Annotated in this window: 15 protein-coding genes; 4 read left to right on the forward strand and 11 right to left on the reverse strand. The window is 75.8% G+C overall.

The window, feature by feature from the left end:
* Positions 1–86 precede the first annotated feature (86 nt).
* The 3 genes from NLX85_RS28220 to pdhA form a co-directional block, all read right to left on the reverse strand.
* Positions 87–1,490 carry a dihydrolipoamide acetyltransferase family protein gene (locus NLX85_RS28220; RefSeq protein ID WP_254340328.1) on the reverse strand — a complete coding sequence of 468 codons (1,404 nt, stop codon included), beginning with the start codon at positions 1,488–1,490 and terminating at the stop codon, positions 87–89.
* 110 nt (positions 1,491–1,600) lie between these two features.
* A complete protein-coding gene (locus tag NLX85_RS28225; RefSeq protein WP_254340170.1) occupies positions 1,601–2,605 on the reverse strand; it encodes an alpha-ketoacid dehydrogenase subunit beta in 1,005 nt (334 codons plus the stop codon).
* On the reverse strand, positions 2,605–3,810 hold the full coding sequence (gene pdhA, locus NLX85_RS28230; protein ID WP_254340330.1) for a pyruvate dehydrogenase (acetyl-transferring) E1 component subunit alpha: 1,206 nt from the start codon (positions 3,808–3,810) through the stop codon (positions 2,605–2,607). The genes NLX85_RS28225 and pdhA overlap by 1 nt, the downstream gene beginning before the upstream one ends.
* Before the next feature lie 72 nt (positions 3,811–3,882).
* Here pdhA and NLX85_RS28235 point away from each other — a divergent pair, with 72 nt between their 5' ends.
* Positions 3,883–4,389 carry an Lrp/AsnC family transcriptional regulator gene (locus NLX85_RS28235; protein ID WP_091305919.1) on the forward strand — a complete coding sequence of 169 codons (507 nt, stop codon included), beginning with the start codon at positions 3,883–3,885 and terminating at the stop codon, positions 4,387–4,389.
* A 3-nt stretch (positions 4,390–4,392) separates the two neighbouring features.
* Here the strand turns inward: NLX85_RS28235 and NLX85_RS28240 are convergent, their stop codons facing one another.
* The 8 genes from NLX85_RS28240 to NLX85_RS28275 form a co-directional block, all read right to left on the reverse strand.
* Positions 4,393–5,367 carry a DNA polymerase domain-containing protein gene (locus tag NLX85_RS28240; protein ID WP_254340171.1) on the reverse strand — a complete coding sequence of 325 codons (975 nt, stop codon included), beginning with the start codon at positions 5,365–5,367 and terminating at the stop codon, positions 4,393–4,395.
* Positions 5,368–5,408: 41 nt separating this feature from the next.
* The gene (locus NLX85_RS28245; RefSeq protein WP_254340173.1) at positions 5,409–7,520 is read right to left on the reverse strand and encodes a hypothetical protein; all 2,112 of its coding nucleotides are present in this window, start codon (positions 7,518–7,520) and stop codon (positions 5,409–5,411) included.
* A gap of 9 nt (positions 7,521–7,529) precedes the next feature.
* Positions 7,530–8,642: a VWA domain-containing protein gene (locus NLX85_RS28250; protein WP_254340175.1), complete on the reverse strand. Its 1,113-nt coding sequence runs from the start codon at positions 8,640–8,642 to the stop codon at positions 7,530–7,532.
* On the reverse strand, positions 8,639–10,933 hold the full coding sequence (locus NLX85_RS28255) for a DUF5682 family protein (RefSeq protein WP_254340176.1): 2,295 nt from the start codon (positions 10,931–10,933) through the stop codon (positions 8,639–8,641). The genes NLX85_RS28250 and NLX85_RS28255 overlap by 4 nt, the downstream gene beginning before the upstream one ends.
* Positions 10,933–12,036 carry an AAA family ATPase gene (locus NLX85_RS28260; protein ID WP_254340178.1) on the reverse strand — a complete coding sequence of 368 codons (1,104 nt, stop codon included), beginning with the start codon at positions 12,034–12,036 and terminating at the stop codon, positions 10,933–10,935. Before NLX85_RS28260 ends, NLX85_RS28255 begins: the two co-directional genes overlap by 1 nt.
* A complete protein-coding gene (locus tag NLX85_RS28265; protein WP_254340180.1) occupies positions 12,033–15,644 on the reverse strand; it encodes a DUF4132 domain-containing protein in 3,612 nt (1,203 codons plus the stop codon). Before NLX85_RS28265 ends, NLX85_RS28260 begins: the two co-directional genes overlap by 4 nt.
* A 70-nt stretch (positions 15,645–15,714) precedes the next feature.
* Positions 15,715–16,044 (reverse strand): hypothetical protein, encoded by a 330-nt coding sequence (locus tag NLX85_RS28270; RefSeq protein WP_254340182.1) that lies wholly within the window; start codon positions 16,042–16,044, stop codon positions 15,715–15,717.
* A 143-nt stretch (positions 16,045–16,187) separates the two neighbouring features.
* Positions 16,188–16,418, reverse strand: coding sequence for a hypothetical protein (locus tag NLX85_RS28275; protein WP_254340332.1), 231 nt, complete (start codon positions 16,416–16,418; stop codon positions 16,188–16,190).
* Positions 16,419–16,563: 145 nt separating this feature from the next.
* Here NLX85_RS28275 and NLX85_RS28280 point away from each other — a divergent pair, with 145 nt between their 5' ends.
* The 3 genes from NLX85_RS28280 (at position 16,564) to NLX85_RS28290 (ending at position 19,776) form a co-directional block, all read left to right on the forward strand.
* The gene (locus NLX85_RS28280) at positions 16,564–17,295 is read left to right on the forward strand and encodes a histidine phosphatase family protein (RefSeq protein WP_254340184.1); all 732 of its coding nucleotides are present in this window, start codon (positions 16,564–16,566) and stop codon (positions 17,293–17,295) included.
* Entirely contained in the window at positions 17,279–18,142 is an 864-nt protein-coding gene (locus NLX85_RS28285; RefSeq protein WP_254340186.1) for an NAD(P)H-hydrate dehydratase, read from the forward strand. Before NLX85_RS28280 ends, NLX85_RS28285 begins: the two co-directional genes overlap by 17 nt.
* A 146-nt stretch (positions 18,143–18,288) precedes the next feature.
* Positions 18,289–19,776: a S8 family serine peptidase gene (locus NLX85_RS28290; protein ID WP_254340188.1), complete on the forward strand. Its 1,488-nt coding sequence runs from the start codon at positions 18,289–18,291 to the stop codon at positions 19,774–19,776.
* Positions 19,777–19,876: the final 100 nt, after the last annotated feature.

Genomic DNA, 19,876 nt, shown 5'->3' on the forward strand with positions numbered 1-19,876 from the left:
CGTCGGCGACCGGGCTCGTCTTCCCGGTGCGGCGGCGGAGAAACAGGGGTGCGGCCCCGGCCGCCAGGGCGGCCGGGGCCCACGGCTCAGACGTTCGCCACCAGCAGGGCGGGCTGCTCGACGCAGTCCGCCACGTGCCGCAGGAAGCCGCCGGCCACGCCACCGTCGCAGACCCGGTGGTCGAAGGTGAGGCTGAGCTGCGTCACCTTGCGCACGGCGAGCTGCCCGTCAACCACCCAGGGCTTGTCCACGATCCGGCCGACGCCGAGCAGCGCCGCCTCGGGGTGGTTGATGATCGGGGTGGAGCCGTCCACCCCGAACACCCCGTAGTTGTTGAGGGTGAAGGTGCCGCCGGTCAGCCGCGCCGGGGGCAGGGTGCCGGCGCGGGCGGCCGCCGTGGTCTCGGCGAGCGCGGCGGCCAGCTCCCGGGTGGTCAGCCGCTGGGCGTCGCGCAGCACCGGGACGACCAGGCCCCGGTCGGTCTGCGCGGCGATGCCCAGGTGCACCCCGGCCGACTGGACGATCCGCTGCCCCTCGGTGTCGACGTGGGCGTTGAGCTGCGGGTACCTCCGCAGGCCGCTCAGGCAGATCCGGGCCAGCAGGGCCAGGATGCTGACCGGCGCGTCCGGGCTGGCGGCGTTGATCGCGGCCCGGGTAGCCAGCAGCCCGGTGGCGTCCACGTCCACCCAGATCGTCACCTCGGGGATCTCCCGCCGGCTGCGGGAGAGCTTGTCGGCGATGGCCTTGCGGATGCCGGTGAGCGGGATGACCACGTCGCCGTCCGCGGCCGGGGCCAGCCCGACGTGCGCGGCCGGGCCGTCCGGCACGGCGGCGAGCTTCGCCGCCGGCGCGGCCGCCGCGGCCTCCACGTCGGCGCGGCGGATAACCCCGCCCGGCCCGGTGCCGTGCAGGGCCGCCAGGTCGAGGCCGCGTTCCCGGGCCAGCCGCCGGACGATCGGCGAGATGACCAGCGGAGCCGTCCGGGGCCCGCCGTCCGCTCCGGTGGCCGGCGTCGCCGTCCCGGTCGGCGCGGCGTCCGCCCCACCGGCGGCGGGGATCGGGTCCGCCGTCGCGGCCCCACCACCGGCCTCGGGCTCCGGGGCGAGGGCCAGCCGGGGCCGGCGGCGCCGCCGGCCCGAGCCGCCGTGGCCGGTGCCGTACCCGATCAGGACGTTGCCGGAGCCAGCCCGCTCCTCCTCGCGGTAGGTGGCGTGCGGGTCGTCGCCGCCGTCGCCGTCCAGGGGCGCGATGGTGATCAGCGGCTGGCCGACCGGGCGGACCTCACCCGCCGCGCCGTGCAGGGCGACGACCCGGCCCGCGTACGGGCAGGGGACGTCGACCACGGCCTTGGCCGTCTCCACCTCCACGACGGTCTGGTCCACGGTGACCACGTCGCCGACGGCGACCCGCCACTCGACGATCTCCGCCTCGCTCAACCCCTCGCCCAGGTCGGGCAGGAGGAAGTCCCGGGTCCCGGTCGCGGTGGTCATGCCGTGCCGGCCGGGCATGCCCTCACGGCCCTCGCTCCGCTCGGTGCGTTCGCTCATGCCGTGCCGGCCGGGCATGCCCTCACGGCCCTCGCTCCGCTCGGTGCGTTCGCTCATGCCGCCACCCACCGCTCGTCCGGCTGGTCGTCCCACTGGAGCCGGGCCACGGTGTCCAGCACCCGGTCCACCGAGGGCAGGTGGGTGTGCTCCAGCATCGGCGCCGGGTACGGGATGTCCAGACCGGACACCCGCAGGACCGGGGCGTGCAGGGCGTGGAAGCAGCGCTCCTGCACCCGGGCGGCGATCTCCGCGCCGACCCCGGCGAAGCCCTGCGCCTCCTGAATCACCACGCAACGGCCGGTCTTCCGCACCGAGGCGGTGACGGTGGCGTCGTCGAACGGCACGATGGTGCGCACGTCGACCACCTCCAGGTCCCAGCCCTCCTCGCGGGCGGCCTCGGCGGCCTCCAGCGCGACCGGCACCGCCGGCCCGTACGCGACGAGGGTGGCGTCGGTGCCGGCGCGGCGCACGACGGCCTTCCCGAACGGCGCGGTCCGGGCCGGCAGGTCCGCCTCGGCGCTGGAGAAGTAGAGCTTCTTCGGCTCCATGAACACGACCGGGTCCGGGTCGTCGATCGCCTCGCGCAGCAGCGAGTACGCGTCCTCCACGGTGGCCGGCGTGACCACCTTGAGGCCCGGGGTGTGCGCGTAGTACGCCTCGGAGGAGTCGCAGTGGTGCTCCACGCCGCCGATGCCGCCGGCGTACGGCACCCGGATGACGATCGGCACGCTGAGCGCGCCCCGGGTCCGGTTGCGCAGCTTCGCCACGTGCGAGGCGATCTGCTCGAACGCCGGGTACGCGAACGCGTCGAACTGCATCTCGACCACCGGGCGCAGCCCGGACATGGCCAGGCCGACGGCGAAGCCGACGATGCCGGCCTCGGCGAGCGGGGTGTCGAAGCAGCGCTTGTCGCCGAACCGGGCCTGGAGCCCGTCGGTGATCCGGAAGACGCCGCCGAGCTGGCCGACGTCCTCGCCGAAGACGACCACCCGCTCGTCGTCAAGCATCGCGTCGGCGAGCGCGGCGTTGAGCGCCTTCGCCATGGTCATGGTGGCCATCAGGCGTCCCCCTCCTCGGCGCGGGTCGCGGCCAGCTCGGCCCGGACCTGTTCGCGCTGCTCGACCAGTTGCGGGGTCGGCTCGGCGTAGACGTGGTCGAAGAGGCTCAGCGGGTCGACCTCGGGCTGGGCGTTCATCCGGTCGCGCAGCGCGGCGGCGTACGCCTCGGCCTCCTCGGCGATCGCCGCGACCGCGGCGTCGTCCAGCACGCCCCGGTTCCGCAGGTACGCCTCCAGCCGGGCGATCGGGTCGCGGTCCCGCCACGCCTCGACCTCCTCGGCGTCCCGGTAGCGGGTCTGGTCGTCGGCGTTGGTGTGCGGCTCCATCCGGTACGTGTGCGCCTCGACCAGGTACGGGCCCTTGCCGGCGCGGGCGTGCGCGACGGCGCGGTTCAGCACGGCGAGCACGGCCACCGGGTCGTTGCCGTCGACCTGCTCGCTGGGCACGCCGTAGCCGACGCCCTTGTAGGCCAGGCTCGGCGCGGCGGTCTGCCGGGACAGCGGCACGCTGATCGCGTACTTGTTGTTCTGCACGAAGTAGACGACCGGGGCCTTGAACACGGCAGCGAAGTTGACGCCCTCGTGGAAGTCGCCCTCGCTGGTGGCGCCGTCGCCGATGAAGGCCAGCGCCACGGTGTCCCGCCCCTGGTACGACTCGCCGTAGGCCAGCCCGGCCGCGTGCACGCACTGGGTGGCGAGCGGGGTGCACTGCGGCGCGGTGTGCACGACCGTCGGGTCGTACCCGCAGTGCCAGTCGCCGCGGAGCAGGGTGAGCACCTCGACGGGGTCGATGCCGCGCGCGGTCAGCGCCATCGACTCGCGGTAGGTGGGGAACACCCAGTCGGTGTCGCGCAGCGCCAGCACCCCGCCGACCTGGCAGGCCTCCTGGCCGCGCGAGGACGGGTAGACGGCGAGCCGCCCCTGCTTGGTCAGCGCGGTGGCCTGGACGTCGAAGCGACGGCCGACGACCATCCGGCGGTACATCTCGCGCAGCGCCTCGACCGGCGGCTCCGGGTAGTCGTCGCGGGCCGGCAGTGGGGTGCCGTCCGGGTTCAGCAGCCGGACCGGCTCGGTCTTCGGCAGCAGACCCTCGGACGGGTCGGGAGCGGCCGGGGTGGCCGGCCGGCGGGTGCGCGGGGATGCCCTGCGGACCGCCTGGGGTGTGGTCGTCACGGCGGGGACCTCCTGGACGTGTGGTGGCCCTATGCTTCCGCTGTCGGATGATTGACTCAACATCCGGCGTGAACGCGGGACGAATGGCATGGAAGGGCGGGCTCCATGAGCCAGGAGACCGGAACCGCACCGGGCACGACGGGCGGAACGGGACGTTCGGCCGGGCCGCTCGACGAGGTCGACCGGCGGATCCTGCGCGAACTGACCGAGGACGCCCGCCTCTCCATCCGTACGCTGGCCGAACGCGTGCACGTCTCGCGCACCAACGCGTACGCCCGGGTGGAGCGGCTGCTGCGCGACGGGGTGATCACCGGGTTCCGGGCCCAGGTGGCGCCCGAGCCGGCCGGGCTGGGCACCTCGGCGTACATCGCGCTGACCATCGAGCAGAACACCTGGCGGGAGGTCTCCGCCGAGCTCGCCCGGGTGCGCTACATCGAGCACGCCGCGCTGCTCAGCGGTGAACACGACGTCCTCGCCCTGGTCCGCGCGCCGGACAACGCCACGCTGCGGGACGTGGTGCTGGACCGGGTGCAGAGCATCGCCGGGGTGCTGTCGACCCGGACCTGGCTGGTCTTCGAGGAGTTCGACGGGACGCTGAGCCCCTGGCAGTGAGCCCTACCGCTCGGGCGGGGCCTCGATCCCCTCGCGGTCGGCCAACTCCAGCAGCGGCTCCAGGGAGAACCGGCGCTCGTCCAGGCCGGCGTGCGGGTCGCCCCGCTCGGCGAACCGGGCCGGCATGCTCACCACGTCGAAGTCCTCCGGCCGCGCGTCGTCCAGCTCCGCCCAGTCCAGGGGCGCGGAGACCAGCGCCCGCGGGGTGGGCCGGATCGAGTACGCCGAGGTCACGGTGTGGTCGCGGGCCATCTGGTTGTAGTCGACGAAGACCGGCCGGTCCCGCTGCTCCCGCCACCAGGTGGTGGTCACCAGGTCGGGCAGCCGGCGCTCCATCTCCCGGCCGAGGGCCAGCACCGCGCGCCGGCAGTCGCCGAAGCTCCACCGCGGCTCGATCGACAGGTAGACGTGGATGCCCCGCCCCCCGGTGGTCTTCGGGTATCCCACCAGGCCCAGCTCGCCGAGGAACGCGCGCACCTCGCGGGCGACCGGGACCACCTGGGCGAAGTCCACCCCGGGCATCGGGTCCAGGTCGATGCGGAGCTGGTCCGGCCGCTCCACGTCGCCCGCCGAGACCGGCCACGGGTGGAAGCGCAGGGTGCCCAGGTTGGCCGCCCAGATCACCACGGCCAGCTCACTCGGGGCCACCTCGTCGGCGGTCCGGCCGCTGGGGAAGGTGATGTGCGCGGTCCGCACCCACTCGGGCGCGCCCGCCGGCAACCGCTTCTGGTAGAACGCGTCGCCCTTGTTGGTCTGCCGGGTGGCGATCTTCGCGCCCTCGAACACGCCGCGCGGCCAGCGCTCCAGCATGGTCGGTCGGTCGCGCAGCGCGCGCAGGATGCCGTCGCCGACAGCGAGGAAGTAGCGGACCACGTCCAGCTTGGTCAGTCCGCGCTCCGGGAAGTAGGGCTTGTCGGGGCTGGAGACGCGGACCAGCCGCTCCCCCACCCGGATCTCCTCCGCCGCCGTGGTCGCCACGCCTCACACCGTAGCCGCCGGGGCCGGTCGCGGGGACCGGCTCACCGGGACTCCGCCGTCACCAGCAGCCGGATCTGGGCGTCCACCCAGGCGCGTACCGCCGCGTCGCCCGGGTCGGCGCCGAGCGCGCCGGCCAGGTCGGTCAGGGCCGCGCCGCAGCGGTCCAGGCCCACCCGGGCCAGCCCGGCGCCGGCCTCGCGCAGCCGGTCGCGGAAGCCGCCCGGCAGCTGCCGCAGGCCGGTGTGCGCGGCCTGGGCGAGCAGCGCCGACCCCGCCCGCAGCGCGCCCGCCACCGGGTCCGGCGGGTCGGCCACCGCTCCGGTCAGCTCGCCGTCGCCGGCGCCGGCCGTCAGATCGGGTACGACCACCGTGTCGGCGACCACCGCCAGCGCCTCGACGACCAGGCCGCCCGCGCCGCGCCGCACGGTGCCGCTGACGTACCGGGGCGCGCCGTGCGCGCCGCCGAGCGCCGCCGCCAGGGCGTCCAACGCGCCGGGGGCGACCGCGCGGTGCACCGCCGAGACGGTCGCCACCCCGCCGGCCGCCCCGGTCACCGTCGCCTCCAGCCGCTGCTCACCGGCGGCGTAGCCGATCGAACGCACCTCGCCCAACGCGAGCACCCGCACCGACTCGGCGGCGGTGCGCGGCCGCAGCAGCCGGGGCGGCCGTTCGGCCAGGGTCGCGGCGAGCGCGTCCAGGTCCCGGGCCAGCAGGGCGGGCGGCAGGTCCGCCCACGATCCGGCGCCCGGGGTGACGGCGGTGCGGGCGAGCCGGCCGGCGGAGAACCGCAGCCGGTGCGCGGCGCTGCGCACCGCGGACTCGGAGACGACGTTGCCGGCGGCCAGCGCGCCGAGCGTGCTGCCGGCCACCCGCCGCCCGGCCAGGGTGTGCCCGGTGAGCTGGTCCCCCTCGGCGGCGGTGAACTCGCGGCGCAGCACCAGCACACCGGCGGCCGCGGGGTGGGCGAGGACGACGTCGACGGCGACCTCGCCGGCCGTCCCGCGGACCCGGGCGCCGAGGCCGGTGAGCCGCAGCCGGCGCAGCGGGGTCTCCGCCGGCTCGTCGGTGCCCAGCACCCGCTGCGCCGGGGTGGCGCCCCCGTTGACCACCGCCCGCCGCCGCGCGGGCAGCTCGGCCAGCACCTCGGCCAGGGTCTCCGGCCGGTAGCGGGCGCCGCGCGCGGCGTACGCGTCGAGCTGGCCGGCCAGCTCGTCGAGGGCGAGCAGCGGCCAGCGCAGCCCGGCGGCGTCGAGGTCCCGCCGGACGGCCGCCAGCCGGGCGGCCGCGCCGGCCCCGGTGTGCACCGCACCGGCCAGCAGCACCTCCCCGGCCAGGGTGACCGCGGCGTCCAGCGCCGGACGGTCCACCACGGACACCGTGCCGCCGACCCGCACCTGGGCCTCCCGGCGGTCCGGCTGCTCCCGGTCGGCCGCCCGGCACGCCCACACCGCCAGGGCCACCGCCTCGCCGTCGCCGCCCGCGGCGTCGCTGCGGGCGTACCCGATCTGGCGGGGCACCAGGAAGCGGACCGTGCCGGTGGGCAGCTCGACCTGCGGCACCGGGTCCTCGGGGCCGGGCCGGCGGACCACCGCCGTGTAGCCGGCCCGCCGCCGCCGCTCGGCCGCGGCGAGCGCGGGCGCGCCGACCGCCGCCGCGAGCTCCTCGTCGGTCACGTCCCCCGGCGACCAGCGCCACGGCTCGGTCCCGCCGACGGCCGACGGGCCGTGTCCCGCACCGCCCGGGCCGGCGGTGTCCCGCTCGGCCCCGTCGCCCCCGGCCGGACCGCCGCCCCCGGCCGGACCGCCGCCCCGGCCGGGACCGTCGTCGGTCGGGCCGCCGGCCGGCGGGGGAAGCCGCGGGGCCGGTGCCGGGCCGGTCGCCTGCTGCCGCTGGTAGGTCAGCACGAGCGCCAGCAGGTGGCGGCAGACGCCGGGCGCCGCGCAGGAACAGACCCCGGTGGCCAGCGCGCCGCCGGCCGGCAGGGTGCTGGTCACCCCGTCGGGATGCGTGGCGTGCACGGCGCCGTCGTCGTCGACGGCGAGCGTGGGCGCCTCGCCACCCTCGACCGCCTTGACGGCCCGCTTCACCAGGCCACGGTTGCTGAGCGCGGCGAGCACCTCCGGGGTGAGCGCCAGCAGGTCGGTACGGATCATGCCTCGCTCCTAACGGCCCACGTGCTCGGCCACGAACGCGGCCAGCTCACCCGGGGTCATCGCGCCGACGGCCGCGCCCACGTCGGCCAGCTTCTGCGCGGTGACCCGGTCGAACGCCGGGTTGGCCTCCTCGTCGAGCGCGGCCAGCCCGAGCACGTGGGTGCCCTGCTCGACGAGCTGCTTCACGGCGCGCACCAGGTGCGCCACGCTGCCGCCCTCGTAGAAGTCGGTGACCAGCACGACGATGGTGCGGCGCGGGTTCTCCACCAGCTGCGCCCCGTAGGTCACCGCCCGGGCGATGTCGGTGCCGCCGCCGAGCTGCACCTTCATGAGCAGCTCCACGGGGTCGTCCACGTCGCTGGTGAGGTCGACGACCTCGGTGTCGAAGGCCACCAGGTGGGTCCGGACGCCGGGCAGCCCCCACAGGCAGGCGGCGGTGACCGCGGCGTGGATCACCGAGCCGACCATCGAGCCGGACTGGTCTACCAGCAGGATCACCTGCCAGCGGTCCAGGTGCCGGCGGGTCCGGGAGAAGAAGTGCGGGGTACGCACGTGCAGCCGCCGCTGGTCGGGACGCCAGTGGGCCAGGTTGGCGCGGATGGTGCGCCGGACGTCGAAGTTGCGGGCCTGCCGGAACCGGCTGGGTCGCCGCGCCCGCGCGCCGGAGAACGACTGCCGCACCTCGCTGGCCATCCGCTCGACGAGCTGGCGTACCACCGCCTCGACCAGTCGCCGAGCCAGCCGCAGCACCTCCGGGTCCATGAGGTGCTTGGTGCGCAGCACGGCGCGCAGCAGCGAAGGGTTGGGCTCCACCCGGGCCAGCACCTGCGGGTCGGTCACCACGTCGTGGATCTCGTACCGTTCGACGGCGTCCCGTTCCAGCCGTTCCACCGTCTCCTTCGGGAACAGCCGGGTGATGCCGTCCAGCCAGTCCACCGTGGTCAGCGCCGACGGGCCGGAACCACCCCGGCGCACGTCGCGCCGGTCCAGGTCCTCGTCGCGCCCGTACAGCCAGTCCAGCGCGGCGTCCCGGCCCGCCGCCTCCCCGGACAGGCCGCCCAGGGGGTCCTGCGCCGCGTCGCCGAGCACCAGCCGCCAGCGTTCCAGCATCGGGTCGGTCACGCCGTCTCCCCTTCCCCCAGCCCTTCGCGGGCGAGCACCGCGTCGACCCGCGCGTCCAGCGCGCGGGCGGCGGCCACGAGCACCGGGTCGACGTCCAGCCGCAACAGGTCGCGGGGCGGCCCGTCGGCGCCGCGCCGGGCCAGCACGTGCCGGGCCACCGCCTCCCGCTCGCGCGGCGGGAACCAGCCGAACGCCTGCCGCAGCGCGGGCAGGGCGACCAGGAAGTCGTGCGCGTCCATCGCCGCGAGCAGACCGTCGAGGACGCCGAGGAGCGCCGCGTCACCGGCGACCACCTCCTCCCGGGCCAGGGCGAACAGGCCGGAGAGCCAGTCGCCGAGGGTGCCGGGGGCGGCCACCGCCCGTACCGCCCGGCCGGGGTCCGCGGCGGCGCCGAGGGACCAGCGCAGACCGAGGGCCGCGCCGCGCAGGTCCGGCGGGGCGGCCGGGTCGGCGGCGACCCGCCCGGCCACCGCCAGCGCGGCCTCCCCGTCGAGGCCCAACGCGGGGCCCGCATACCGGAGGGCGTCGCGGACCGCCACCAGGGCGGCCAGCCGGGCCCGGTCGGCGGGGGCCGTGGCGGCACGTACGCCCTCGACGAGCCAGAGCGCCCGGCGGACGGCAGCCGCGATCAACGCGCCGAGCGGGGCCGCGCCCGCGCTGCCGAGCAGCCGGTCGTGCCGCCACAGGCCGAGCGCGACGGCCAGGGCCCGGCCCAGCGCCCCCAGGTCGGTGACCGTGCCGGTGGCCCGGGCGATCGCGTCGAGCGCCCGGGCCGAGTGCTCCCGGAGCCCGGCCAGGGCGGTGTCGAAGAGCAGCGTGGCCAGGCCGTCCACGTCGCCGCCGAGCAGCACGACGCGCTCCTCGACCAGGGCGGTCACCGCGTCGAGGACGGTCGGGCCGTATCCGCCGGCCTCGATCATCCGGGCCAGCCGGTCCGGAGCCGGGCTGGGCGCCCACCGCTCGGTGAGCACCGCGTCGGCGCCCACCCGGGGGCCGCTGTCCCGCCGGTGACCGGGCACGTCCAGCAGCCGGAGGCGGTGCAGCAGGCGGCTGCGCGCCAGGTCGGCGGGGACGGTCAGGTCCAGCTCGACCACGTCGGCGGGGCCGACCCGGTGCCGGTCCAGCTCGGCGTCGACGTCGTGCACCAGCGGCGGCAGCGGCGTGTCCGGGTGCAGCCGGCCGACCCGGTCGCCGCTGAGCGCGGCCACCATCTCCACCACGGCCGGGTGGGTGCCCGCGGCCAGCCGGCCGCGCGACGCCCACGGCAGCGGTTGGTCGAGGGCGTCGCCGACCAGGGCGGACACCAGCCCGTCGAGCACGTCGACCCGGCCCGGGTGGGCGTGGCCCCGCAGCCGGGCCAGCCCACCGGCCATGGTCCGGGCGGCGATCAGGTCGGCGGTGGAGACCGGCTGCCGGCGGGCCCGCAGCCGGGCCGCCACCGACTCCGTCAGGGCCTCCGCGGCCCGCTGCGGGCCGTCCTCCCAGACCCGCTGGTAGTAGCCCGGTGAGGGCATCCCGGACTGGTAGCCGTCGAAGGCGTCCAGCCGCTTGAACGAGTACGGCACCAGATAGCTGCCGGCCACCGCGTCGGGCTCCGGCTCCGGCACCGCCGGCCAGCCCTCGTCCTCGCCTCCGGCGGCCACCAGGCGCATCAGCGCCGGGCGGTGGAACCCGCCGGTGACCACCAGCACCGGCCGGCCACCGGCGCGGGCACGGGCCGCCCGCACCCAGCGGGCCATGTACGCCTCCCGGGCCGTGTCGTCCTCGCCCGCCGCCGACTCGCCGCGCAGCAGGTCGAAGTACGCGGCCAGCCGCTCGGCGAGCCCGTCGTCGGGGCCGATCTCGAACAGGTGGTCCCAGAGCGCGTCCACGTTGTCCACCGCCAGCGTGGCGCAGAGCCGGCGCACCGCCTCGGCGTAGCGCTGGTCGGCGTCGGCGTACCGGTTGGCGCGGTGGGCGAACGCGGGGTGCCAGGCGGGCAGGTCGATGAAGCGGACCTCCGCCCCGGCGGCCCGCCCGGCGGTCAACGCCACCCACTCCGGCGAGTACGCGCAGAAGGGGCTCCACGAGGCGTGCCGCCGGCCGGCGTCCCGGTACGCGGTGAACACCGCGATCGGCAGCTCGTGGTCGAGCAGCAGCTCGTCCAGCCGCCCGTTGAGGTCGGCCGGCCCCTCCACCAGCACGTACGCCGGGCGCAGCGCGCTGACGGTGGCCGCCACGAGCCGGGCGCAGGCCGGGCTGTGGTGACGGACCCCGAGGAAGGTGACGCCGTCCGGCGCGTCGCCCGCCATCAGCCGGGCAGCAGGTGCCGGGCGTCGTGCAACGCCTGCCACTGCCCGCCCGAGCGCCGGGACACCTGCTGCTCCAGGTAGCGGCGCAACCGGGCCAGGTCCTCCGCGTCGTCCTTGGCGGCGGTGCCGGCCAGGCAGGCCACCACGTCGGCGGCGTCGCCGGCCTCGCCGCGCAGGAACCAGCCGCGCAGCCCGACGGCGTGCGCCACCGAGACGGCCTCCGCCGTGCTCATCACCGACGACAGGCGCTCCATCGCGTCGCCCCGCTCGGTGAGCCCGGTGCGCAGCTCGCGGAACGTCGTGACCAGCACCTCCAGCACGTCGCGGCGCGGCGGCATGGTCACCCCGGAGCGGCGCAGCAGCTCACCGGCCTCCGCCTCGACCAGCTCCAGCTCGGTGGCCAGGTCGGGGATCGGGAAGACCGTCTCGAAGTTGAAGCGCCGCTTCAGCGCGGCGCTCATCTCGTTGACGCCCCGGTCCCGGGTGTTCGCGGTGGCGATCACGTTGAACCCCTCGCGGGCGAACACCATCGCGTCGCTGCCCGGCAGCTCCGGGACGGCGAGCACCCGGTCCGACAGCGGGGAGAGCAGGCAGTCCTGCACCTCCAGGGGGCAGCGGGTGATCTCCTCGAAGCGGACCACCCGGCCCTGCGCCATGCCGCGCAGCAGCGGCGCCGGCACCAGCGCCCGCGGCGACGGGCCGTCGGCCACCAGCAGGGCGTAGTTCCAGGAGTAGCGGATCTGGTCCTCGGTGGTGGCGGCGCCGCCCTGGATGGTGAGCGTGGAGTCGCCGCTGATCGCGGCGGCCAGCAGCTCGGACAGCAGCGACTTCGCGGTGCCCGGCTCGCCGACCAGCATGAGCCCGCGGCTGGTGGCCAGCGCCACCAGGGCCCGGTCGATAAGCGACGGGTCGCCGACGAACTTGCGCCGGATCCCGGCGGCGGGATCACCGAGGATGAACCGGCGGGCGGCCCGCAGGCTGAGCGCCCAGCCCGGCGGCCGGGGATCGCCGTCGTCGGCGGCCAGCTTCGCCAGCTCGTCGGCGTACCGCACCTCGGCCGGGGGCCGCTGGGCCCGCTCGCCGGTGGGGTCGAGCGCGGTCACCGGGTCACCTCCGCCAGGTCGCGCAGCACCTCGGAGGCGGTGACGTCGTCCAGGTCGCCGAAGCGGACCTTGCCGTCGCGGCCGTACCAGTCGCCCTCGGGGCGGTCGTTGACCCAGATCGCGTTGAGCTTCTGGTCGGGGAACATGTCCACCACGCCGACGGCGATGCCCGGATCGAGGTCGACCACCAGCGCGCGGCCGCCGGGCAGTTCCCGTTCCAGCCAGCCCTGCACGCCCGCGTCCTGGGGCGCGCCGCGCCGCCACCCCCGCCGTTCCAGGCTGAGCAGCCGGCCGGCCGGCACCGCGACGCCCATGTGCCGGTGCAGCAGCCGCTCGTCCCGCTCGGCCTCGGTGAGCCGGTGCACCTCGCGGCCGAGCTGGGCGAAGGGCTGGAGGATTTCGTAGTCGGCGAAGAGCTCCGCCCAGGCCGGCACGGCGGCGCCGAGGCGCAGCGGGTGCGCGATCGCGACGACCGCGTCGTCCGGCAGCGCGTACGTCTCGTCGTCGACGTCGGCCAGGGTGCGGTCCTCGGCGACCCGGAACGCGGTGACCACCCCACCGGACGGGTCCACCGCCGCCCAGACCAGCCGCCGGACCACGTGCCAGAGCAGCGGGTGCTCCAGGAAGTAGCGGCGGAAGTCGGCGGCCGGCCAGCGCCGCCCGGCCACCATCGCCGCCTCGAACCGGCGGATCTGGTCGGCGGCGAGGGTGCGGACGTCCTTCTTCAACCCGACGAACCTCTGGTACGCGGCCGGCGCGAGCGCCTGGTCGTCCCGGACGCCCGGCTTGGGCAGGTCCTTGCGGCGGGCCCCGGCACCGTCCACCACGTACGGCTTGAGCTGCTCGTCGAAGCCGACGGTGAACCGGCGCGGGCCGTAGTCGAGGACCAGGCTGCCGTCGGCGTCGAGCCCCAGGTCGGGCACCAGGCGGTCGCCGAGCTGCTCGGAGTCCAGCCCCAGCCCGGCGGCGACCTCGGTGACCTTCTGCGCCGCCCGCTCCCGCAGCCCGCGGAACTTCACCTTCTGCGAGATGCCGTAGAGGTGCATCAGCGCCACGTCGGTGCCGATGGCGGCGAGCACCTCCAGGCCGGTGACCGCCCGGGCGTGCCCGCCCTCGCCGGGCCAGGCCCGGATCAGCGGGGCGAGCCGGCGGGCGGTGCCGTCGTCGCCGATCAGCCCGAGCGCCGTAAACGCCCAGCTCTCCTTCGACGGGGCGCCGGCCGCCTGCCACCGCTCGAAGAGCGCCCAGGCGAACTCGGCCAGCGAGAGCGGGTCGCACGCCTCGCGGGCGAGCTCCACCCCCGGGTAGGGCTCCCCCGGCTTGGAGAGGGCCAGCATCGTGCAGAGGTGGCGCAGCGCGTCGACGGGCAGCGCCGCCGAGCGGTCGCGCAGCAGCACCGGCGGCAGCAGCACCGGGTCCAGCCACTGTGGCAGGGCCGGCATCCGGGCGGGGAGCTGCTCCAGCGGGTCGGCGTCGAGCACCGCCGTCGCCGCGGCGAGGGCCTCCTCGCCGTACTCGCGGGCCGCGCCGAGGACCAGGTCCCGGTGCTCCCCGGCGACCAGGCGCAGGGCCCGCTCGGCGGCGCGCCGGCGCGGCCCGGGCTCGCCGAGCGCGGCCGGCAGCAGCGCCCGCGCGGCGACGGCCGGGTGCCGCCGGAACCAGGCCAGGGCGGTCGACCGGACCGACTTGAGCCGGTCGAACCAGTCGGCCATCAGCTCGGCGACCTCGCCGTCGGCGACCGGCAGCAGCACCTCGCCCGCGCTCTGGGGCGTCGCGCGGGCCAGGTGCAGCGCGGCCGGGACCGCGTCCAGCTCGTACCGGCCGACCAGGCGGCGCAGCCACTGGTCGGCGCACCAGCTCTCCGTCGGCCGCCACCCGGGCAGCAACGGCCGGGCCAGTTCCTCGGTGGCGCGGACGAAGAAGTGGACGCCCTCGTAGTCACCGGTCCCGGCGGCCACCCGCGCCGCGAGGACCGTCAGGTCGTCACCGCGCCAATAGCCCGCCCAGCCCGGCACGATCGCCGCCCAGCGCTCCCGCTCGCCCGGCTGCCAGGCCAGGTCGGTGCCGGAGGAGCGCGCCAGGCCGGTCACCACCGGGGGCGCGGCCCGCCGGCGTCTCACCAGCCAGGGCGGGCTGACCAGCACCGCTGGCAGCCGGTCCGGCCCCGCGACCGGGACGGCCGCGTCCTCGCCGGTCACCCCCTCGACCCGCTCCCGCTCCACGGGGTCGAGGCCGGGCAGCGCGACCTCGACCGCGGCCGGGTTGGTCAGCACGTGCCCGCGCAGCAGCGCGGCGGCCTCCCGACCGGCGGCGGTGCGCTCGCCGGCCGCCCGGGCCAGCAGGCGTAGGCCGCGCACCGGAAAGCGGCGGAGCATCTCCAGCACCCCGGCCTGCACGTACTTCCGGTCGAGGCGGGCCAGCAGCAGCGTCATCGCCTCGTCGGTGGGCAGCCCCGCCAGCAGCGACACCAGCCTCTGCTGGCCTTCGGCGGCGACGCCCTCGCCGTCGAACCACTCGGCCAGCAGCGGCGCGACCGCCGGGCCGATCGCGGCGACGCCGGTCGTCACGACGGCGGGGTCGTACATGAGCGAGTAGACGGAGAGGTGATCGACAAGGGTGGCGAACTGCTCGACTTCGTCGACCGCGCAGAGCAGCAGCTCGACCAGGAGCCAGTCGCCGGCCCGGGTCACGACGGCCACGTCCTCGGCCACCCAGTTCCGCTCGGTCGGCAACAGGAAGGAGCTGACCACCCGCGCCGGCAACAGCTCCGACCGGTACGGGGCGAGGGCGGTGCGCGCGGCGGAGTACTCCTCGTCGGTGCTGGCCGCGAGGTGGGCGCGGACCCGGCGCAGCACGTTCAGCCGGAGGTTCCGGTAGCCCCACTCGGTCTTGTCGGTGTGCGCCCGGCGCAGCCCGCCGCTGGCGGCGTGGCCCGCGCCGACGGTGACGGTGGCCTGCTCGGCCAGGGCCGTCGCGGCGCCGGCCGGGCCGAGTTCGGCGACCAGCAGGTCGGCGATCGCCTGCCCCTGCCGGTCGCGGTCCCGCCAGCCGATCACCGCGGCGGCGGCCACCACGAGCGCGGCCGCGCCCAGCGGGGTCGGCTCACCGGACAGGTATCCGCGCAGCGCAGCGCTCAGCTCCGCGTCCTCGCCGTGCCGGGCCACCGCCTCCAGCTCGGCGGCCACCGGCGCCAGCACCTTCCGCCCGGCGGCACGTGCCGTGTCGGCGCCCGGCAGCGCCGGACCGGTCGCGGCGTCCCGGCGCGGGATGAGCATCCGCCGCCAGCCGGCCGGCACCACGAACGTCTCCTCGTCCGGCAGCTCGGCGGCGGCCGGCTCGGCGGCGATCGGCTCGGCGGCGGCCGGCTCGGCGGCGATCGGCTCGGCGGCGGCCGGCTCGGCGGCGGCGGACTCGACGTACCCCTTGCGGAGCTTCTCGGCGACCAACCGGTCGGCGTGCGCGGTGGCCTCGGCGGCGGTGCCGAACTCCTTGGCCTGGGTCCGCCCCTCGGCGCCGATCCGTCCGTAGCGGACGGTCACCGTGCTGCCGTTCTGGTCCACCTCCCAGAACTTGGCCGCGTTGCCGCTGACGAAGTCGAATCTGCGCACGCCGTCTCCTTGATCACCCGCGATGTGCGGGGACCATAACCGGCCCCACCGACAGCGGGGCGGACGGCGGTCAGGTGATGAGCAGGACCCCGACGACGATCAGCGGCACCGAGACGAAGAGGAAGATGCCGACGCCGGTGAGCACCCGCCCCCCGCCGCCGTCCTCCCGCTCCGGAGCCAGGCCGAAGGTGGACCGGGCGGGCAGCATGCCGATCCGGCTCAGGGTCAGGTCACCGGTCATCCCGATCACCGCGCCGACCAGCATGAACGCCACACCCAGCCGGTGGACGAAGTCACCGCCGCTGACCGCGACCCAGATGCCCACCGCGATCCCGATCGTCACGACCGCGATCAGGAAGAGCACCAGAGCCTCCCGCAGACCCCTGATGACCGTCGCCATGCGTCGCCTCCCCGGCCACCGGGCCCACCCCGGTACGCCGGACGACATTCTGCCCGGTCGATGCCACCCCGCGCCGCCCCGACGGGTGCCGGACACGCCGGTGGCCGGGTGGGCGCACACCCACCCGGCCACTGGTCGTACGGTCAGCCGTTCTCCTTCTGGAGCCGGTCCATGAGCATCTTCTTGCCCTGGTCGGCAGCCTTGCGGTTGTTCTCCTGGATCTTGCGGAACCAGGTGGCGAGCTCGGTGTCGCCCCGGTCCTCCGCGTCGGCGATGTACGTCTCCATCTGCCAGATGTGCTTGAGTGACATCTGCACCGCGTGGATCAGGTCGTAGTTCTTGTCCTTCACCGGGCTCATCGGCTCTCGGACCATCGTCGCCACGGCACACCTCCCCTGTGTCGGCTTCCGCGTAGCCGACCGCGCTTACCCGTCCGGCCGCCGTTCACGCCCGCCGGGCTCCCCGGACCGCCGCCGACCGGACGGTTACCCGCCGGACGGCCCGGGTACCGGAGGCCGCATGGCGGAACTGGCAACCCTCTGGATCGTCCGGCACGGCGAGAGCACGGCGAACGTCGCGGCCACGGCGGCCGAGGCGTCCGGCGCCGAGTTGATCGACCTGACCCACCGGGACGCGGACGTGCCGCTGTCGACCACCGGCGAGGAGCAGGCCCGGGCGACCGGCCGGTGGCTGGCCGGCCTGCCCGAGGGGCGGCGGCCGGACGTCGCGGTGGTGTCGCCGTACCTGCGGGCGGTGCGGACCGCCGAGCTGGCCCTCGCCGGCACCGGCGTGCCGGCGAGCCGGGACGAGCGGTTGCGCGACCGGGAGCTGGGCATCCTCGACGGGCTGACCGGCCACGGCGTCCGGCAGCGCTATCCCGAGGAGGCGGCGCGCCGGGCCCGGCTCGGCAAGTTCTACTACCGCCCGCCCGGCGGTGAGTCGTGGACCGACGTGGCGCTGCGGCTGCGTGCCCTCCTCGGCGACCTGCGCCGGGACCACGCCGGTGGCCGGGTGCTGCTGTTCGGCCACGACGCGCTGGTCTTCCTGCTCCGATACCTGGTGGAGGGGCTCACCGAGGCGGAGCTGATGGCGCTCACCCGGGAGCTTGTGATCGCCAACTGCTCGGTCACCGCCTGGTCGGCCGACGCCACCGGCCGGCTGACCCCGGACGTGTTCAACGACGTGGCCCACCTGCACCGGCAGGGAGCGCGGCCGACCAGGGAGGACGAGGTCCATGCCGAGCCGGTCTGAGGTCATCACCCCCGCGCTGCTGCGGGACTGGGCGCTGCCGGTGCCGACCGGCGGCAAGGAGGCCCGCGGCACGGTGCTGGTGGTCGGCGGGTCCCGGTTCACCCCCGGCGCGGTGCTGCTCGCCGGGGTCGCCGCCCTGCGCGCCGGCGCCGGCGTGCTGCAACTGGCCGCCGCCGAGTCCACCGCCGCCGCGCTGAGCATCCAGGTGCCCGAGGCGCTTGTGGTCGGGCTGCCGGAGACGGGCGACGGCGCGGTCCAGGGTGACCCGGGCGACCTGCTCGGCGGCCTGGTCGCCGAGGCGGACGTGGTGGCGCTCGGCCCCGGGCTCAAGGACATCGACGCCACCCGGGCGCTGCTGCACGTGGTCCTCGACGCGGCCGGCCCGGACACCTCGCTGGTGCTCGACGCGTACGCCCTCGGCGCGCTCAGCCACGAGCCCGACCTGCTGGTCGGCTCGGGGCGCAGGGTGGTCCTCACCCCCAACCTCACCGAGGCGCGGCACCTGCTCGGCCGGAAGCCCGGCGACGACCTCGACGCCGACGCGGTCGAGCTGGCCCGCCGGTACGACGCCGTGGTCTCCCTCTACGGCCACATCGCCACCCCGGAGGGGCGGGCGTGGCGGGAGGAGAGCGGTGACGCCGGGCTGGGCACCTCGGGCAGCGGCGACGTCCGGGCCGGGCTGCTCGCGGGGCTGCTCTCCCGGGGCGCCGAGCCGGCGCAGGCCGCCTGCTGGGCCGCGTTCGCCCACGCGGTGAGCGGGCAACGCCTGGTCCCCCGCTACGGCCGGATCGGCTTCCTGGCCCGTGAGCTGCTCGACGAGATCCCCTACACGGTGGCCACCGTCTGACGGTTGTTGTTCATCCGTTCGGATGTGTGTAACACCACATTCGCTCCCTACGCTGGTTGACCGAAGGCAAGCAACCTGCTCGTCTTCCGCCGGCCCGCTTCCCACCAGGTAGTGGGGTCGGCCGGATCGGCCCCCTGGGAGTCTGTGTGAAGAACCTCCGTCGCAAGACACTGGCCGCCGCGTCCGCCGCGACGCTCGGCGTCGGCCTCGCCCTCACCGGCGGGCTGGCACCGGCGGCGGCCGCCGGACCGGACACCTCGTATCTGGTCCTCGCCCCGCAGGGCGCCAACACCAGCCAGGCCGCCGCCCGCGTGGCGGCCGCCAAGGGCACCGTCGTGGCCACCTACGACCAGATCGGCGTGCTCGTCGTCCGCTCGACCAACCCGGACTTCGCCACGCAGGTGGCGGGGGCGGGCGTCGAGTCGGTCGCGTCCAGCGCCGGCCTGGGCACCGCCCTCGACGAGGGCGAGACCGTGGAGGTCTCCGCGGCCGACGTCGCCAGCGCCACCGGCGACCCGACCAAGGAGCCCATGTACGGGCAGCAGTGGGACATGAACATGATCCACGTCCCGCAGGCCCACGCGGTCACCACCGGTAGCGCGAACGTCGTCGTCGGCGTGCTGGACAGCGGCATCTCCAGCACCCACCCGGACCTGGCGACCCAGATCGCCAAGGACAAGAGCACGTCGTGCATCGGCGGTGTCACCAACACCACCGAGGCGGCGTGGAACCCGACCACCAGCGACCACGGCACCCACGTGGCCGGCACCATCGCCGCCGCCGTCAACGGCGTCGGCGTGACCGGCATCGCGCCGGGCGTCAAGGTCGCCGCCGTCAAGGTGGTCAACGACGCGGGCTACATCTTCCCGGAGGCCGCGGTGTGCGGCTTCCTCTGGGCCGCCGACCACGGGATGCAGCTGACCAACAACAGCTACTACATCGACCCGTGGGAGCTGAACTGCAAGAACGACCCGCGCCAGCGTCCGGTGTGGCAGGCCGTGCAGCGGGCCATCCGCTACTCGCAGTCCAAGGGCGTGCTCAACGTGGCGTCCGCGGGCAACTCCAACTACGACCTGGCGCACAAGATCACCGACACCGGCAGCCCGAACAACGGGACGCCTGAGAACCGTGAGAACCTCACCAACGCCTGCCTCGACCTGCCGGCCGAGGCGCCGGGCGTGGTGACCGTCTCCGCGGTCGGTCCGACCGGTGCGAAGAGCTACTACTCCTCGTACGGCCAGGGCGTGGTGGACGTGACGGCGCCGGGTGGCGACACCCGGTACCGGACCCAGGGTGTGCGGTCGACCTCGACCGACGCCATCCTGTCGACCACCTTCAACACCGCCACCCGGACCAACGGGTGGGGGTACAAGCAGGGCACGTCGATGTCCGGCCCGCACGCCACCGGCGTCGCGGCGCTGGCGCTGTCGGCGCACCCGGGGATGACCCCGGGCCAGCTGGCGTCGTTCCTGGAGCGCACGTCGGTCGCGCAGTCCTGCCCGGAGGGTGTCTACAACCCGGTGCCGCTGATCTCGGCGACCGACCCGCACCTGTACGACGCGACCTGCTCCGGCGGGGAGCGTAACTCGTTCTACGGTGCCGGCATGGTCGACGCGTACAACGTGGTCAAGTAGCGGTAGCACCAACGGTGGGGCCCGGCGACGTGTCGCCGGGCCCCGTTCGTTTGTCCTGCTCGGGACGGGGGTAGGGGGGCGACATCAACCGACTCTAGGA

This window comes from Micromonospora sp. A3M-1-15 (assembly GCF_024213425.1).
GTDB lineage: Bacteria > Actinomycetota > Actinomycetes > Mycobacteriales > Micromonosporaceae > Micromonospora > Micromonospora chersina.

Bases quoted from the DNA above. Each gene is read 5' to 3' on its own strand.
- NLX85_RS28220 (WP_254340328.1), bottom strand. From the start codon at position 1,490: ATGACCACCGCGACCGGGACCCGGGACTTCCTCCTGCCCGACCTGGGC.
- NLX85_RS28285 (WP_254340186.1), top strand. From the start codon at position 17,279: ATGCCGAGCCGGTCTGAGGTCATCACCCCCGCGCTGCTGCGGGACTGG.
- NLX85_RS28280 (WP_254340184.1), top strand. From the start codon at position 16,564: ATGGCGGAACTGGCAACCCTCTGGATCGTCCGGCACGGCGAGAGCACG.
- NLX85_RS28235 (WP_091305919.1), top strand. From the start codon at position 3,883: ATGAGCCAGGAGACCGGAACCGCACCGGGCACGACGGGCGGAACGGGA.
- NLX85_RS28275 (WP_254340332.1), bottom strand. From the start codon at position 16,418: ATGGTCCGAGAGCCGATGAGCCCGGTGAAGGACAAGAACTACGACCTG.
- NLX85_RS28245 (WP_254340173.1), bottom strand. From the start codon at position 7,520: ATGATCCGTACCGACCTGCTGGCGCTCACCCCGGAGGTGCTCGCCGCG.
- NLX85_RS28255 (WP_254340176.1), bottom strand. From the start codon at position 10,933: ATGGCGGGCGACGCGCCGGACGGCGTCACCTTCCTCGGGGTCCGTCAC.
- NLX85_RS28225 (WP_254340170.1), bottom strand. From the start codon at position 2,605: ATGGCCACCATGACCATGGCGAAGGCGCTCAACGCCGCGCTCGCCGAC.
- NLX85_RS28270 (WP_254340182.1), bottom strand. From the start codon at position 16,044: ATGGCGACGGTCATCAGGGGTCTGCGGGAGGCTCTGGTGCTCTTCCTG.